General features: G+C 69.7%; 10 protein-coding genes. 6 read left to right on the forward strand and 4 right to left on the reverse strand.

Annotated features, from left to right (window positions below):
- Nucleotides 1–20: 20 nt before the first annotated feature.
- The 3 genes from BWR60_RS09340 to BWR60_RS09350 form a co-directional block, all read right to left on the reverse strand.
- Nucleotides 21–1,340 (reverse strand): MFS transporter, encoded by a 1,320-nt coding sequence (locus BWR60_RS09340; RefSeq protein WP_088150740.1) that lies wholly within the window; start codon nucleotides 1,338–1,340, stop codon nucleotides 21–23.
- 35 nt (nucleotides 1,341–1,375) lie between these two features.
- Nucleotides 1,376–1,993, reverse strand: a complete 618-nt coding sequence (locus tag BWR60_RS09345) for a TetR/AcrR family transcriptional regulator (RefSeq protein ID WP_088150741.1) — start codon at nucleotides 1,991–1,993, stop codon at nucleotides 1,376–1,378.
- 152 nt (nucleotides 1,994–2,145) lie between these two features.
- Complete coding sequence (locus tag BWR60_RS09350) at nucleotides 2,146–3,207, reverse strand: LacI family DNA-binding transcriptional regulator (RefSeq protein WP_088150742.1); 1,062 nt, start codon at nucleotides 3,205–3,207, stop codon at nucleotides 2,146–2,148.
- A gap of 278 nt (nucleotides 3,208–3,485) precedes the next feature.
- Between BWR60_RS09350 and BWR60_RS09355 the strand changes: the two genes are divergently transcribed.
- From BWR60_RS09355 to BWR60_RS09365, 3 genes are all read left to right on the forward strand, one after another.
- Nucleotides 3,486–5,096: an ABC transporter substrate-binding protein gene (locus BWR60_RS09355; RefSeq protein WP_088150743.1), complete on the forward strand. Its 1,611-nt coding sequence runs from the start codon at nucleotides 3,486–3,488 to the stop codon at nucleotides 5,094–5,096.
- A gap of 41 nt (nucleotides 5,097–5,137) precedes the next feature.
- Nucleotides 5,138–7,243: an alpha-amylase family protein gene (locus BWR60_RS09360; RefSeq protein WP_088150744.1), complete on the forward strand. Its 2,106-nt coding sequence runs from the start codon at nucleotides 5,138–5,140 to the stop codon at nucleotides 7,241–7,243.
- A gap of 83 nt (nucleotides 7,244–7,326) precedes the next feature.
- Nucleotides 7,327–9,936 carry a hypothetical protein gene (locus BWR60_RS09365; protein WP_088150745.1) on the forward strand — a complete coding sequence of 870 codons (2,610 nt, stop codon included), beginning with the start codon at nucleotides 7,327–7,329 and terminating at the stop codon, nucleotides 9,934–9,936.
- 316 nt (nucleotides 9,937–10,252) lie between these two features.
- Here the strand turns inward: BWR60_RS09365 and BWR60_RS09370 are convergent, their stop codons facing one another.
- Nucleotides 10,253–11,260 carry a LacI family DNA-binding transcriptional regulator gene (locus tag BWR60_RS09370; RefSeq protein ID WP_088150746.1) on the reverse strand — a complete coding sequence of 336 codons (1,008 nt, stop codon included), beginning with the start codon at nucleotides 11,258–11,260 and terminating at the stop codon, nucleotides 10,253–10,255.
- 162 nt (nucleotides 11,261–11,422) lie between these two features.
- Between BWR60_RS09370 and BWR60_RS09375 the strand changes: the two genes are divergently transcribed.
- The 3 genes from BWR60_RS09375 to BWR60_RS09385 all read left to right on the forward strand — a co-directional run bounded on the left by BWR60_RS09375 (nucleotide 11,423) and on the right by BWR60_RS09385 (nucleotide 15,788).
- The gene (locus BWR60_RS09375; protein WP_088150747.1) at nucleotides 11,423–13,798 is read left to right on the forward strand and encodes a CaiB/BaiF CoA transferase family protein; all 2,376 of its coding nucleotides are present in this window, start codon (nucleotides 11,423–11,425) and stop codon (nucleotides 13,796–13,798) included.
- Nucleotides 13,799–13,800: 2 nt separating this feature from the next.
- Nucleotides 13,801–14,604, forward strand: a complete 804-nt coding sequence (locus BWR60_RS09380) for a MaoC family dehydratase (RefSeq protein ID WP_088150748.1) — start codon at nucleotides 13,801–13,803, stop codon at nucleotides 14,602–14,604.
- Nucleotides 14,605–14,675: 71 nt separating this feature from the next.
- Nucleotides 14,676–15,788 (forward strand): mandelate racemase/muconate lactonizing enzyme family protein, encoded by a 1,113-nt coding sequence (locus BWR60_RS09385; protein WP_088150749.1) that lies wholly within the window; start codon nucleotides 14,676–14,678, stop codon nucleotides 15,786–15,788.
- The last annotated feature ends 35 nt before the right edge of the window (nucleotides 15,789–15,823 follow it).

Genomic DNA, 15,823 nt, shown 5'->3' on the forward strand with positions numbered 1-15,823 from the left:
AAAGCGATTGGTGGGGGCGGTCAGTCCAGCGACCGGCCCCGCGTCTCGGGGGTCAGGAGGATGTGGGTGGCCAGCGTGACGACGCAGACCAGCATCACGTAGAGCGAGATGTAGAGCGGGCCGCCGGCCTGCTGCAGCCAGGTCGCGACCATCGGGGCGGTGCCGCCGAAGATGGCGCCGCAGACGGCGTAGGGGATGCCGATGCCCGAGGCGCGCACCCGGGTGGGGAACAGCTCGGCGAAGACCGTGCCCAGCACCGCGTTGTTCAGCGAGACGAAGGCGGCCCCGACCACGGCGACGAAGGCGAAGGTGCCGAAGCTCAGGGCCGGCACCGCCAGCATCGACAGCAGCGGATAGGTGAACAGCAGGAAGGCGACCGCGGCGCCGATCAGGAAGGGCTTACGGCCGATGCGGTCCGAGACGAAGGCGAAGAGCGGCACGCCGATGCAGTAGGCGACGCTGGCCAGGATGCCGCCGACGAATCCGGAGGTGCGATCCAGCCCGCCGACCAGGTTGGCGTAGGTCGGCAGGAAGATCATCCACAGATAGTACTGCAGGCCGTTCAACTGCACGACGAAGACGATGAAGACCTCCTTCGGGAATTCCGCGATGGAGGCCAGGATCGAGACGGCGCGGACGTCCCGTGACGGGCCGGCCTTCTCGAAGGACGGCGTCTCCGCCAGGTTGCGGCGCAGATACAGGCCGAACAGCGACAGCACGGCGCCGATCAGGAACGGCACGCGCCAGCCCCAGGAGGCCAGCGCCTCCGGCGTCAGGGACGACGTCGTCAGGCTCGCGACGCCGGTCGCCGCCAGGACCGACAGGCCGATCGAAACCTGCTGCGGCGATGCGCCGAAGGCCCGGTTGCGGCTGCTGGCATGTTCGTTGAGGAAGGTGATGGCGATCTGGTACTCGCCTCCGGCCGAGAAGCCCTGCAGCAGCCTTGCCGCCACGATCAGGATCGGCGCGGCGATGCCGATCTGCGCATAGGTCGGGCACAGCGCGATGGCGAGGCCGCCGATGCCGGCCATGACGATGGTCGCGGACAGCATCGCGCGGCGGCCATATTTGTCGGCCAGCGGCGACAGCACGAAGGCCCCGATCGGCCGGCCGAGGAAGCCGATGGCGAACACCGAGAAGCTGGCGATCAGCGACGCCGTCGGATCATGCGCCGGGAACATCTGCACCGCGAAGATGCCCGCCAGGAACCCGTAGATCGACCAGTCGTACCACTCGATGAAATGCCCGATCGCCCCGCCGACCAGTGTCCGTGCCCGCCCGGCGGCCGCTGGTGCGGCCAGGGTTGCGCCGGTCGCTCCGGCGTGAAGTCTCTCGCTCATGATGCCCCCTGTTCGTTCTTATGGTCTGATGCCGGTCAGGTGCCTCCGGCCAGGTTCGCGAGCTTCCGGTCCACCAGCTCCGCCAGCAGCGCCAGGTTGCGATCGAAATAGGCGGCCTCCTTGTCGAGGAAGCGCTCGAGGCTGAGGCCGCGGATCGCGATCAGCAGGAATTCGAACAGCGCCGCCAGGTCCGGGCGGCGCGCTTCGGACAGGACATGGCGCTCAAGCCAGGACGGCAGCACCCGGCGCATCGTTTCCTGGCGATGGGCCACGACCTTCCCATGGAACGCCGCGTCGGCGCGGGTGCCGATGATGATCTCCCAGATCGCCCAGTATCCGGGATCGCCATAGATCTCCCAGAGATGGGCGACCAGGCTGGGCACGTCGATCCGCCCATCCGGCGTCACGTGGTCCTGCTGCTCGATCCGGTGCAGGACCCGCTCCGTCATCCGGTCCAGCACACCCAGCATCAGGTCGTCCTTGGTCGCGAAATGATGGTGCAGGGCGCCGGTGGTCACGCCCGCCCGGCGCGCGATCAGCGCTGTCGTGGTGCCGGAGAAGCCCACCTCCTGCAGCAGCTCCGCCGCGGCGCGCAGCAGCAGCGTCTGGGTTTCGGTCGTTCGGTCGATCTGCCTGCGCCGCGCCTGGGCCATTCGATGTCCGGATCAAATATCATACATATTAGTTGGTATGTTTCTGAGGCCCGCGATGTCAAGCCGGGATGCTTCCGCGCCAACCGACGACGCTCGCGACGCCCTGGTCCGCGGGGCAGGGCCATAGGGGGCGATGCCTGTCAATGGCTCGCCTAGGTGCGGCGGGTCGCGCGTGCCGTGCTCCGGCGCGTCATCACCTCGGTGCCGACGTCGAGGATGCGCGGCCCCGGCGATCTGCCGGCGAGCTGCTCGCGGATCGCCGCGACCGCCGAATGGCCGACACGGTAGCGATGGGTGCGGACGCTCGACAGGCTCGGCTCCGCCGCCTCCATGAAGTCGAGGTCGTTGAAGCCGGCGATGCCCATGTCCTCGGGCACCCGGATGCCGCGCTGCAGGCATTCGAACAGCACGCCCAGCGCCAGGATGTCGTTGTTGCAGAACACGGCGTCGAGCGCCGGGTCCGCGGCCAGCGCCCGGCGGAACAGCTCGCGCCCCAAAGCGGGCGTCGCGAATTCCAGCATCGGCCGCCCGGTCGCCGGATTGACCTTGTCCAGGAGATGGCGAAGGCTGGATTCGGATATCGAATGGATCAGGCCCGGCCGGTCCAGCCCGGCCGCTTCCAGCGCCTTCTGGTAGCCGCCCCGGCGGCCGGCCGACCGGCTGTTCATCCAGCCGCTGAGGAAGGCGATGCGGGTGTAGCCCTGATCGATCAGGTGTTCCGTCATCCGCCGGCCGGCATCCTCGTGCGAGAAGCCGATGATCCGGTCGATCGGGTCGGGCGACAGGTCCATGATCTGCACCACCGGGCAGCCGGCCTGCTCCAGCATCCGCCGGGCCTGCGCCGTCTGGTTGATGCCGGAGACGATCATCGCCGACGGCTTCTGCCGCAGGAACAGGCCGACCAGCCGCTCCTCCTCCAGCGGGTCGTAACGGGTGTTGCCGACCTGGATCTGCAGCTCGGTGCCGTCGACGCCGTCATAGATGCCGCGCAGCACGTCGGCGAAGACGACCTGGGTCAGCGACGGCACCAGCGCGCCGATCACGCCGCTGCGGGTGGAGGCGAGGGCGCGGGCGCTGAGATTGGGGACGTAGTTCAGCTCACGGATGGCGTCGTTGACGATCCGCCGCAGCGTCTCCGACACCCGGTGCGGCTCGCGCAGCACCCGGGAGACGGTGATCATGCCGACGCCGGCATAGGCGGCGACATCGGCCATGGTCGGCGTGCCGCCGCTGCGGCTCTTGCGGGGCTTCTCGGAAATGGTCGTCTCCTACCGGTCTGCCGGCAGTATCGCGGCGGAACGCGGCGCAATTCAAGCTGAACGCCGTCCTCGACGTGTCCTGGCGGACAGGTCCAAATAAATCTCCAGGTGACGTCTTGACTCTCCAAAAATGGCAGCGCTACCATTCGTGCATCGCAGGCAAAGATCCGCTTCTGTCCTCATGAATTCGAGGGGCGGATGCGTTTGCCCAAAAATCCGACGGGGAGGAACCTATGCCTTTCACCAGGCGGGACGTTCTCGGGGCATCGGCTGCGCTGCTGGGGGCGGGCCTGACGGCGACCCTCGGGACCCGGGCCTCCGCCCAGTCGACCGACACCATCCGCATCGCCTTCGCCGCGCGCAACAATCGCACGCTCGACCCCTCGAACTCGATCCAGGGGGCCGACAACTGGTCGATCGTGCATATCCACGACACGCTGGTGGCCTCGCCCAACGGCCGCTTCGCCGAGCGGCCTGAGGAGTTCGTGCCGCAGCTGGCCGAGAGCTGGACGATGTCGCCCGACGCCCGGACCTGGAACTTCAAGCTCCGCCAGGGCGTCCAGTTCCACAAGGGCTATGGCGAGATGACCTCGGACGACGTGGTCTTCACGCTGAACCGCATGCGCGACCCGAAGCAGGTCGGCGGCAACAAGGTGCTGTACCAGAACATCATCGACGTCCAGCCGGACGGGACATACGGGGTAAAGGTCTCGCTGCAGCAGCCCGACCCGCTGCTGCTGAGCGGCACCATCCAGGACTATTCCTGCGTCATCCTGTCGAGGAAGGCGGTGCAGGAGAAGGGCGAGGCGATCCAGCGCGACCCCGTCGGCACCGGCGCCTACCAGTTCGTCAGCATCGATCCCGACCCGTCCAAGGGCATCATGATGACGGCCAACCCGGACTATTTCGGCGGGGCGCCGGTCACCAAGAATTTGCAGGTGATCTACATCCTCGACACCACGGCGCGCACCCTGGCGCTGCTGTCGGGCGACGTGCACATGATCGAGGGTGTGCGAGCGCCGGGCTGGGTGCCGGCGATGAAGCAGAAGAACCCGAATCTGCTGTTCGACGTCGCCGCGCCGGGCAGCCTGTTCACCATGAGCTTCAACCTGACGCGCAAGCCGCTCGACGACCTGCGCGTCCGGCAGGCCTTCGCCTACGCCATCGACCGCGATGCGATCGTCGAGGCCATGGCGCCGATCAGCCGCCGCACCTATGGGCTCAACCCGCCCGGCTTCCCCGGCAGCTACACGGCGGATACGGTGCCGGAGGAGCTCCGCTACAGCTTCGATCCGGACAAGGCGAAGGCGCTGCTGGCCGAGGCCGGCCACCCCGACGGCTTCACCCTCGACGCCTATACCAGCCAGCGCGAGGACTATTCCGCCGCGATGCTGGTGGTGCAGGAACAGCTCCGGAATATCGGGGTGAACATCAACCTGCAGATGATCGACCACACCACCTTCCACGCCAACAACCGCAAGGACATGAACACGCTGCCGCAGAACTCGTCGGCCTATCCGCCGGTGCCGACGCTGCCGCTGGCGGACATCCTGTCGAAGACCGCCGAGGTGAAGTCCGACGGCAGCGGCGGCACCAACTACTCGCATTACGGCGTCGCCATCCCGGGCATCGACGACCTGCTCGACCGGGCGGGGAACGAGCCGGACTACGACAAGCGCCTGGCGCTGATCCAGGAGGCCGAGCGCAAGGTGATGACCGACCTGCCGGTCCTGCCGATCGCCACCAACGGCTATCTCATCGCCCGCGATCCGCGGGTCACGCTCGGCTACGAGGTGTCGTCCGGCTACGCCTATTGGCGGCTGGACAAGGCGAAGATCGCCTGAGGCGCCCCGCCGCCTCAGCACTGCTTCGGGAAGGAACGACCATGACCGCAACCGCCCTTCGATCCGGCAGCGCCCCCGGCGACAGGCGCGTCCTCGCGCCGGGCACCTTCTGGTACGACACGATGCGCCGCGCGGGGCAGAACAACTTCAACGAGCGCGATCCCGAGATCCTCGATGTCGAGGCCTGGATCGACTACTGGAAGCGGCTGAAGATCAACACGCTGCTGCTGAGCGGCGGCGGCATCATGGCCTTCTATCCGACCGAGATCCCGTACCATCACCGCAGCCGCTATCTCGGCGACCGCGACCTGTTCGGGGAGTTCGCCGCCGCGGCCAAGCGCGAAGGCATGCGGGTGGTGGCGCGGATGGATCCGAACTGGTGCTACGCGGACGGTGCCGAGGCCCATCCCGAATGGGTCGCGCGCACCGCCGACGGCCAGCCGGTGCACCATCCGGAGGTGCCGGAGTTGTTCCGCACCTGCATGTTCTCGACCTTTTATACGGAGCAGATGTCGGCGATCTATCGCGAGATGAACGCCCGCTACGACATCGACGGCTTCTTCACCAATGGCTGGCCCAGCACCGGCCGCCGGCCGCCCTGGTACAACACCGAGCATCAGCGTCTAGCCGGGCTGCCGCCGCAGGAGTTCTATCGGATCTACGAGGACCGGGTGCTGGAGATCTGGCGGCTTTGGGACTCCATCGCCAAGGAGAGGTCGCCGGAGAATCTCTATGTCGGCAATCTCGGCGGCGGCATCCGCGCGGTGACCGACGTGATGGCGATCGCCAAGGTCGCCGGCTGGTTCAACGCCGACCACCAGGGCCGCAACAACCAGACCCCGGTGTGGGACTGCGCCCAGCAGGGCCGCGTCGCCCATGCCGTGATGGACGGGCGGGCGGTGACCAACGTGACCGGCGGCTACGCCAATGCCGACCCGTTCTGGCGGCACATCACCAAGGCGCCGGAAGAAACGACGCTGTGGATGGCGCAGTCCACCGCCAGCGGCATGGTTCCCTGGTACCACTGGCTCGGCGGCGCGCCGGACGACCAGCGCTTCCGCCGCACCGGCGAGGCCTTCTTCGGCTGGCTGGCCGAGCATGAACGGCATTTCCGCAACGAGGCGCCGGTGGCCAACCTCGCCATCGTGTTCTCGCAGCGGACCAACGCCTTCTACCAGCCGCCCGGCGGCGGCGACGTCACCGACTATCTGCAGGGCTGGTACTACGCCCTGCTCGAGGCCCGGATCCCGTTCGAGTTCCTGCACGAGCAGAACCTGACAGCGGAGCGGCTGAAGAAATTCGCCGCCATCGTCCTGCCGAACACGGCGATGCTGTCCGACGCCCAGGCGAAGGCCGTCGAGGACTATGTTGCCGGCGGCGGCGCGGTGGTCGCGACCTTCGAGAGCGGCTGCTTCGACGAATGGGGCCACCGCCGTGCCGCGCCGGCCCTGGCCCGGCTGTTCGGGGTCGAGGTCGCTGGCCCGCCCTTCGGCGCCGCTCAGGGGGAGCACCGGCACCATCGGCGCGGGCATCTCGCCCGCATCGAGGGCGACCACCCGATCGTCACCGGCTTCGGCGACACCACGCTGCTGCCCTATGGCGAGTTCCGGCTGCCGGTCGCGCCCGGCGGCGCCGATCTGTTGAGCATCGTCGAGCCCTACGCCGCCTTCCCGCCGGAGATGGTCTACACCGACATGCCGAGGACCCAGGAAACCGCCCTCTCGGCGCGGCGGCACGGGCAGGGCAGGGTGGTCTGGTTCTCGGGCGACATCGACCGCTCCTTCTGGCTGTCGACCAATGGCGATCTCGGCCGGCTGATGGCGAATGCGGTGCGCTGGGCGCTGGACGGCCGCCAGCCGGTGCGCATCGAGGGGCAGGGGCTGGTCGATGTCTTTCCCTGGCAGACGCAGGACGGCTACGCGCTGCACATCCTCAACTACACCTCGCCGAACATGATGCGCGGCTGGGTGCGCGAGACCTATCCGCTGGGCCCGCAGAGTGTGACCTTCGAGGTCGCGCCGGGCCGGACGATCCGGGCGGTGGAGGCCCTGCGCGCCGGCCGCAGCCTGCCCTTCACCCAGACCGGCACCACCGTCCGCTTCACGCTCGACGGCATCGCCGATTACGAGGTCGCCGCGCTGACCTGAGCGCGCGGCGACCGATCACGACCGGCACCAGCAGGGGCGTGGGACGGGCAGGGGGCCCGGCCCGCGCCAGCGAGAGGACACCCATGGCCGCTGCAGACACGCCCGCTTCCGTCACCCTGCTGATGCCCGATGGCGACGCCGTCATCGTCTCGGCCCCGGTCCGCTGGGCGGCGGAGGAGCTGCTGCGGGCCCTGCGGCAGCGCGATATCCCGGCCGCCATCGCGGGAGTGCCGGAGGGCTTCACCATCCGCGTCGCGGCGGGCAGCGACCGGGCGGCCGCGGCGGCGGCCTCCGCCGCGTCGGTGACCCTGCCGGAGACGGCGGAGGGCATGGCGCTGCTGCGGGCGGCGGACGGCATCCTCGCCTGGGGCTTCGACACCCGCGGCCTGGTCTATGCTCTGACCGAACTGGCCGACCGGGTGCGCCATGCCGAGGGCGACCTGTTCGGCCCCGCCCTGCCGCTGGTGGAACGGCCCTCTGCCCGGATCCGCAGCATCGCCCGCCTGTTCTGCTCGGAGGAGGAGGACAAGGGTTGGTTTCACGATCGCCAATTCTGGCACGAATACCTGTCGATGCTGGCCGGCCAGCGGTTCAACCGCTTCGCCCTGACTTTGGGCATGGGCTACAACTACCCCTACCACAACAACTTCATCCGCGACGTCACCTTCTACTTCCCGTACCCGTTCCTGCTCGACCTCTCCGGCTATGATGTCGACGTCAAGGAGCTGACGCCGGAGGAGCGCGACGCCAATCTCGAGACGCTGAAGTTCATCGCCCGTGAGACGGCGCGGCGCGGGCTCGACTTCCAGCTGGCGCTGTGGACCCAGCGCTACGATTTCGACGACGTCCCGAACGCCAACTACACCGTGCGCGGCATCACCCGGGACAACCTGGCGCCGTATTGCCGCGACGCCATCACCGCACTCCTGAAGGCGGTGCCGGAGATCACCGGCCTGACCTTCCGGGTGCATGTCGAGGGCGGCATCCCCGAGGGCGACTACGCGTTCTGGGAGCAGGCGTTCCAGGGCGTCGCCGCGGCCGGCCGGCCGGTCGAGATCGACATGCACGGCAAGGGTCTCGACCACGAGACCATCGGCCTAGCCCGCGCCTCCGGCATGCCGATCACCGCCTCGCCGAAATACATGGCCGAGCATATGGGCCTGCCCTATCACCAGTCGGCGATCCGGGAGCGCGAATACCCGCCCGAGGTGGCGCGCAGCGAGCGCGAGCAGCTGAGCGAGGGCTCGCGCAAGTTCCTGCGCTACAGCTATGGCGACCTGCTGGCCAAGGACCGCGACTGGAAGGTGCTGTACCGGATCTGGGCCGGCACCCAGCGCGTGCTGCTGTGGGGCGACCCGGTGCTGGCTGCCGGCTACGGCCGCAGCTCGACCTATTGCGGCTCGGACGGGGTGGAGTGGTGCGAGCCCGGCTCGTTCAAGGGCCGCATGGGCACGGGCGTGCCGGGGCAGCGCTTCAACTACCAGAAGCAGGGCCTGGCGACGAAACACGACTGGCAGAAATATGCCTATCTCTACCGGGTCTGGGGGCGGCTGCTCTACAACCCCGACGCTGATCGTGACGGCTGGATGCGCCATCTGCGCCGGACCTGCGGCGATGCCGCCGAGGCGTGTGAAACGGCGCTGTCGCTGGCCAGCCGGGTGCTGCCGCTGGTCAGTCTGGCGCATGGGCCTTCGGCCTCGAACAACCATTACTGGCCGGAGATCTACTCCAACCTTCCCATCGGCACGGTCGGCAACCGCCGGCCCTATGGCAGCGACATGGACGGCCCGGTCCGCTTCGGCAACGCGCCGACCTTCGACCCGCAGCTCTTCGCCACGCCGCGGGAGTTCGCCGAGGCGCTGCACGAAGCCCGTCCCGACCGGCGCTATTCGCCGCTCGACGTCGCCGACTGGCTGGAGCGGCTGGCCGGGGGCTGCGACAGCGCGCTGGTATCGCTGAAGGGCAGCAGCACCTTCGAGACGGCGGAGGTCCAGCGCATCGTCATCGATGTCGGCATCCTGTCCGGCATCGCCCGGTTCTTCGCCCAGAAGTTCCGCGCCTCGACCTGGGTCGAGTTGTTCCTGCTGTCGAAGGCGGCGGTGACGCTGGACCGGGCCGAGGCTCATCTGAAGCGGGCGGTGCTGGCCTGGCAGGGCATCGCCGACATCGCCCGCGACGTCTATCACGACGACCTGACCTACGGGCCGCAGAGCTGGCTGCGCGGTTCCTGGCAGCAGCGGCTGCGCGAGATCGAGATCGAGCTGACCGACCTGCAGGCGATGCGGTCCGAGGCGCCGCACGAGACGGTCCATCCCGACGACCGGACCCGGGCGGCGATCGCGCGGCTGCAGGGGAGGGGGCCGACCCGCGGCCTGGCCGTGGGCGTCACCGCCCCGACGACCTTCCGGCGCGGCGAGGCGCTGGAGGTGCGGGCCGATCTGGCGGCGGCGCTGCCGGGCGGCGGTGAGCCGGTGCTGCACTATCGCCACGTCAACCAGGCGGAGCGCTGGCGGTCAACGCCGATGCCGCGTGGCGGCAACGGCTTTTCGGCGACCATCCCGCCCGACTACACGGACTCGCCCTACCACCTGCAGTTCTATGTCAGCGCGGTGGCCGGCGACCGGCTGGTCCTCGCGCCAGGGCTGCGCGACGACCTCGCCAACGAGCCCTACCTCACGGCGCTGCAGGTGTGAGATGCCGCTGCCGGCCCGCCGCGCGATCCCCATCCCGACGCCCCGGCAATGTCCGCGGCCGGGGACGCGCGCAGCCTGGCCGCGTTTCTTTTTAAGTCCCCCCTCCCCTTGCGGGAGGGGGGCAGGGGGAGGGGTCTGCGCGCGTCCGCGCGCGAAAGGCTTGTTTAGCACGGTTCCGGCTCGTCGGCGTCTCGAGCCGGCTCGGGCGGAGAAAACCCCCTCCCCCTATCCCCCTCCCGCAAGGGGAGGGGGGACTCAGAGAGAATTCGATAGAAGGCGGACGAGTACGTCGACGGCTCCGTTCCGTCGCCCAGCCTCACCCCGCCGTGGTCTTGCGCACGACCAACTCGCCCGGCAGCAGGTGGACGTTGCCGTCGGCCGGCTCCGCCTTGCCGGTCACCAGCTGCACCGTCCGCTCGACCATGGCGTCGAGCGGCTGGCGGAAGGTGGTCAGCGAATAGCGCGGCCAGCCGGCCATGGCGATGTCGTCGAAGCCGGCGACCGCGATGTCGCCGGGCACGGACAACCCCATCTCGTCGCGCAGCGCGTCGATGCCGCCGACCGCCAGGATGTCGTTGGCGAAGAAGATCGCCTCGGGGCGGCCGGTCCGCGCGACCTCGAGCGCCGCGCGGTAGCCGGTCTCGTAGCTGTACTCGCCGCCGGCGACGGAGGCAGTGAGGGTCATGCCCAGCTCCGCCAGCCGGGCAATGAAGGCGTGCTGCCGTTCGAGATTGGCGCTGGCATGCGGCACGCCGGCGACGAAGGCGGCGCGGCGGTGGCCCAGCGCGTGCAGATGGTCGGCGATGGCGCGGGCGCCCTCGGCATTGTTGCAGCAGACGCTGCTCAGGCTCGAATCCGGCACCGCGCGGTTGATCATGATCGCGGTGCGGCCCTCGGTCGCCCAGCTCAGCGCCGCGCCCGACAGGGGGGCGGCCGAGACGATGACGACGGCGTCGACGCTGTACTGCCGCAGCGCCGCCAACTGCTGCCGGATGTCGGCGCCATGGGTCAGGTTGAACAGCAGGCTTTGCTGCCCGACCTGCTGCAGGCCGCGCGACAGCTTCTCGATCAGCACCGGGTAGAACGGGTTCTGCATCGCCGAGACGACGATGCCGACGATGTTGCTGCGCCGCTTCGACAGCGTGCTGGCAATGGCGTTGGGGCTGTAGCCCAGGCTGTCGGCCATGGTCAGGATACGCTGCCGCATCTCCGGCGAGATCGAGGCGCCGGGCGTGTAGGCGCGCGAGACCGCCGACTGGCTGACGCCGATCAGCCGGGCCAGCTGGCGCGCCGTGATCGGTTTGCGCAGGTCTCCGGAACTCAAGGTCGCTTCCCCTCGCTGTCGCCCGCCTCAGCCATAGCACGGCCGCGGCCGGAATCCCGCCCCGGCCATCATCGCTTCCGGCACTATGCAGAGGTGTTGCATACGGATGCAAGACTCGATACCGTCCTGGCCAAAGAGGAAGCCGGGGGAGGCGACGCAGCGATGTCTGCATTGGTCGGGCTGAACGTCGTCGACCTGTCCGAGACCGTCGGCGGGCAGTACTGCGCCCGGCTGCTGGCCGACTTCGGTGCCGAGGTCGTGCTGGTGGAGCCGCCGGCGGGCTCGGCCCTCCGCCGCATGCCGCCTTTCGGCGAGGCCGGCGACCGCGGATCGCTGCTGTTCTTCCACCTCAACACCGGCAAGCGCTCGGTCAGCCTCGACCCGGGCAGCGCCGCCGGGCGCAAAGCCCTCGACGAACTACTGCGCAGCGCCGATGTCGCGATCCTGCCGCCCGGGTCCGAGCCGCGCGACGTGCTCGGCCTCAACCCGCGCTGCGTTGCCGCGGTGGTCAGCCCCTTCGGCGCCGACGGGCCGCTCGCCGCCTGGAAGGGGCCGGAGATCGTGCTGCAGGCCCTGTCGGGCATGATGCACAACAACGGCGCCCATGGGCGCGAGCCGCTCCATGGCTGCGGCCGCCGCGCCTCCTTCGCCGCCGGCCTTGCCGCCTATGTCGGGATCGCCGCGGCCCTGTTCGCGCGGGACCGCACCGGCCTCGGCCAGGCCGTCACTGTGGACGAGGCGGAGACCGCCGCTTCGATGTGCTTTCCCTATGTGCTGCAGCACATCTACAACGGCACGGTGAAGGGCCGGGGCGACCCGAACATCCCGGCCGGCCAGGTGCGCTGTCGCGACGGCTGGGTCTGCATCTGGATCTACAATCATCGCTGGAGCGCGGTCTGCCGCGCGCTCGGCCTGGAGCATATCGAGCGCGACGAACGCTTCGGCGCGCCGATCCCACGCCGCGCCCATTGGGCGGAGCTGTTCGCGATCATCCAGGACAAGGTCGCGGATCTCCGCGCCGAGGATCTGGTCGCCACGCTGCAGCGGGAAGAGGTGATCGCCGCCAAGGCCTACCGCCCGACGGAGCTGCGCGGCGGCGCCCATCTCACCAGTCGGAGCTATTGGGACACGGCGGAGGGGCGGCTGATCCTTGGGCCGCCGTGGCGGCTGGGCCGCACGCCGCGCCGGGTCCGCTCCGCCGCGCCGCGCCTCGGCGCCGACAATGGCTGGGCGCCCACACCGGCGGTCCCGCGGCCGAGCTCGGGCGCCGTCGTCCCCGGACCCGGTCCCCTCGCGGGCTTGCGCGTGCTCGAGCTGACCACGGCCTGGGCCGGGCCGATGGCGGGCCGGGTGCTGGGCTTCCTCGGGGCCGAGCCGATCCACGTCGAATCCCCGACCCGGGTCAATTCCTGGCGCCTCAACAAGGAGGTGCCGAACCCGATCAACTTCCCGGACGGCGTTCCCGGCGACCGGCCCTATGACCGCGCCTTCCACTTCAACTCGCAGAACGTCAACAAGCTGTCCTGCATCCTCGACCTGAAGATAAGGGAGGGGCGCGACATCATCCGGCGCCTGGCGGCGGTCAGCGACGTGGTGATCTGCAACTTCCGCCCCGGCACGCTGGCCAGGCTGGGGCTGGACTACGACAGCCTGCGCCGGATCAGGCCGGACATCATCGTGGCGGAGCTGCCGGCCTTCGGCGCCGAGGGGCCGATGGCGCGCTACGCCGCGCTGGGCCCGACCATGGAGATGTCGACCGGCATGTCCGGCATGATCGGCTATCCCGGCGGCCAGCCCGAGACCACCGGCCCCTCCTATCTCGACCCGATCGGCGGGTTCAACGCCACGGCCGCCATCCTGACCGCGCTGCTGCACCGCCAGCGCACCGGCGAGGGCCAGTATATCGAGGTCCCGCAGGTCGAAGCCGCGATGCAGCTGATCGGGCCGGAGCTGCTGGCGGCGATCGAATCCGGACGGGATCCCGAGCCGAACGGCAACCGCTCGCCCTATGCCGCCCCGCATGACGCCTTCCCGGCGCGCGGCGACGACCAGTGGGTGGCGATCGCGGCCGAGACCGAGGCGGAATGGCGAGCCCTGTGCGGCGTGATGGGGCAGGCGGATCTCGCCGTAGATCCGCGCTTCGCCACGCTGGCGGCGCGTCAGGAGAACATCGGCGTGCTGACCGCGATCATCGCCGATTGGACCAGGGCTCAGGACAAGCACGCGGTCGCGGTCCGGCTGCAGGCGGCCGGCGTTCCCGCGGCGCCGGTGCAGACCCCGCACGACCTGGCGCGCAGCGAGTACCTGGCGCATCGTGGCTTCTTCACGGTGCTGGAGCATCCCGATGCCGGCCGCCATCCGCATCCCGGCCTGCCGGTCCATCTCGACGCCACGCCGGGCAGCCAGCGCCGGGCGGCGCCGCGTTTCGGCGCCGACAACCGCCACGTGCTGTGCGACATCCTCGGCCTGACGCCGGCGGAGATCGCCGCGGTCGAGGCCAGTGGCGCGATGGCGACCGAACCCCGGCCGGGAGCCTGACCATGGATTTCCCCCGCACGCTGCGCATCCCGATCCGCCTCGACGATGACCCCGGCTATCGCGGATCGGTGCATGACGACGCGGTGGCGCGACGCATGGGCTTCAAGGCGGCTCTGGTGCCAGGCGCCTTCGTCTACGGCCATGTCAGCCGCATCGCTGTCGATTCCTGGGGCGTCGACTGGCTGCGGCACGGGCTGATGGGGGCACGGTTCCGCCGGCCGGTCTATGACGGCGACGTGCTGACCGCCGAGGCTTCGGCCCTGGCGGACACCGGCTCGGACCGCCGGTCCGAGGTCAGCCTCCGCAACGAGGATGGCGAGGAGGTGGCGACCGGCTGGGTGGCGATGCCGCTCGAGGATCCGATGCCGCCGGCGGTCGCGGACTGCCCGGTCCAGCCCCTGCCGGAGCCGCCGCAGGCGGTCGAGCCCGGCGGCATGGTGGTCGGGACCCGCCTCGGCTCGCGCAATGCGGTGCTGACCGGGGAGGAGTTCCGGCGCTCGCTCAATGCCTTCGACGAGGGCCATCCGCTGTATCTCGGCGGCGGGCTGGTCCATTCCGGCTGCCTGATCCGACGGACCATGTTCGACGCCAACCGCAGCTTCCGCTTCCCGGCGCCCGTGGTGTTCGTGTCCGGCGAGGCCCAGCATTTCGCGCCGGTGTCGCCCGGCCAGCGTCTCTCCACCTCCGGCACCGTCACCGCCGCCTATGAGCGCAAGGGCCGGCACTATTTCGAGACCGAGGAGCTGCTGGTGGTCGACGGCGCCCGGGTGGCGGCGCGGTTCCGCCGGACCTCGATCTATGCGTGACCATTCGGATGCGGCGATGTTGCATACGGATGCAAAAAGAGTAAGGTAACCCACAAGACGGGAGCGAAACCGTGGCCCCAACCGCCAGCATCAGATCGGTCGAAGCCTTCCAGGTCAGCTGGCAGCCCGGCGATCCGCCCGGCCGGCGCAGCGCCCTGGTGCGGATCGCGACGGAGGACGGCGTCGTCGGCTGGGGCGAGGCCTCGCCGATGCAGGGCGGCCTGCACTCCATCGGCATCATCGAGCGCGACCTGGCGCCGGGCCTGGTCGGCGCCGATGCCTTCGACACCGGGGTGCTGTACGACCGGCAGCTCCACCGCAACGTCAAGCTGGGGCCGGAAGGCGCACTGACCGGCGCGCTGGCCGCGGTCGACATCGCGCTGTGGGACATCAAGGGCAAGACGCTCGGGCTGCCGGTGCACAAGCTGCTCGGCGGCGCCTGGCGGGCCGAGGTGCCGTTCTACGCCTCGATCGGCGGCAATGCCGGACGCACGGTGGACGAGACGGTGCGGGTGGTCGAGGCGCGCTGGCGGCGCGAGACGCCGGCGGCGATCAAGATCCGCCGCGACGGCGACCGCTCGATCCTCGACCTCGACATCCCCGGCGACATCGCCAAGGCCAGGGCCGTGCGCCAGCTGGTGGGCGACGGCTTCCCCTTGGCCTTCGACGCCAACAACGGCTACTCGGTCGGTGGCGCCATGCGGGTCGGCCGCGCCCTCGAGGAGCTCGGCTATATCTGGTTCGAGGAGCCGGTGCAGCACTACGACGTGCGCGGCATGGGCGAGGTGGCGCAGCGGCTCGACATCACCGTCTCGGCGGCGGAGCAGACCTACACGCTGCAGGCGCTGGTCGACATGATCCATGCCGGGGTGCGCATGGTGCAGCCGGACATCGTCAAGATGGGCGGCATCACCGGGCTGATGCAATGCGCCGCGATCTGCCACGCGCACGGGGTCGAGCTGGTGCCGCACCAGACCCAGCCGACCATCGGCCATGTCGCCAACCTGCATGTGCTGGCGGCGCTGATGCACCTGACCAAGCCGGCGGAATACGCCGACGCGTCCGGCCGGATGGATGCCGGGTTCAAGGACCCGCCCCGGCCGGCAGACGGCCGTTTCGCGATCCCGCAGGGCCCGGGGCTCGGGCTCGAGGTCGACGAGGCGGAAATCAACAAGCGGCGCTGAAAGCGATACGCGCGGGCGCCGATAAGAGACAGGGG

The organism is Inquilinus limosus (assembly GCF_002195995.1).
Taxonomy (GTDB): Bacteria; Pseudomonadota; Alphaproteobacteria; order DSM-16000; family Inquilinaceae; genus Inquilinus; species Inquilinus limosus_C.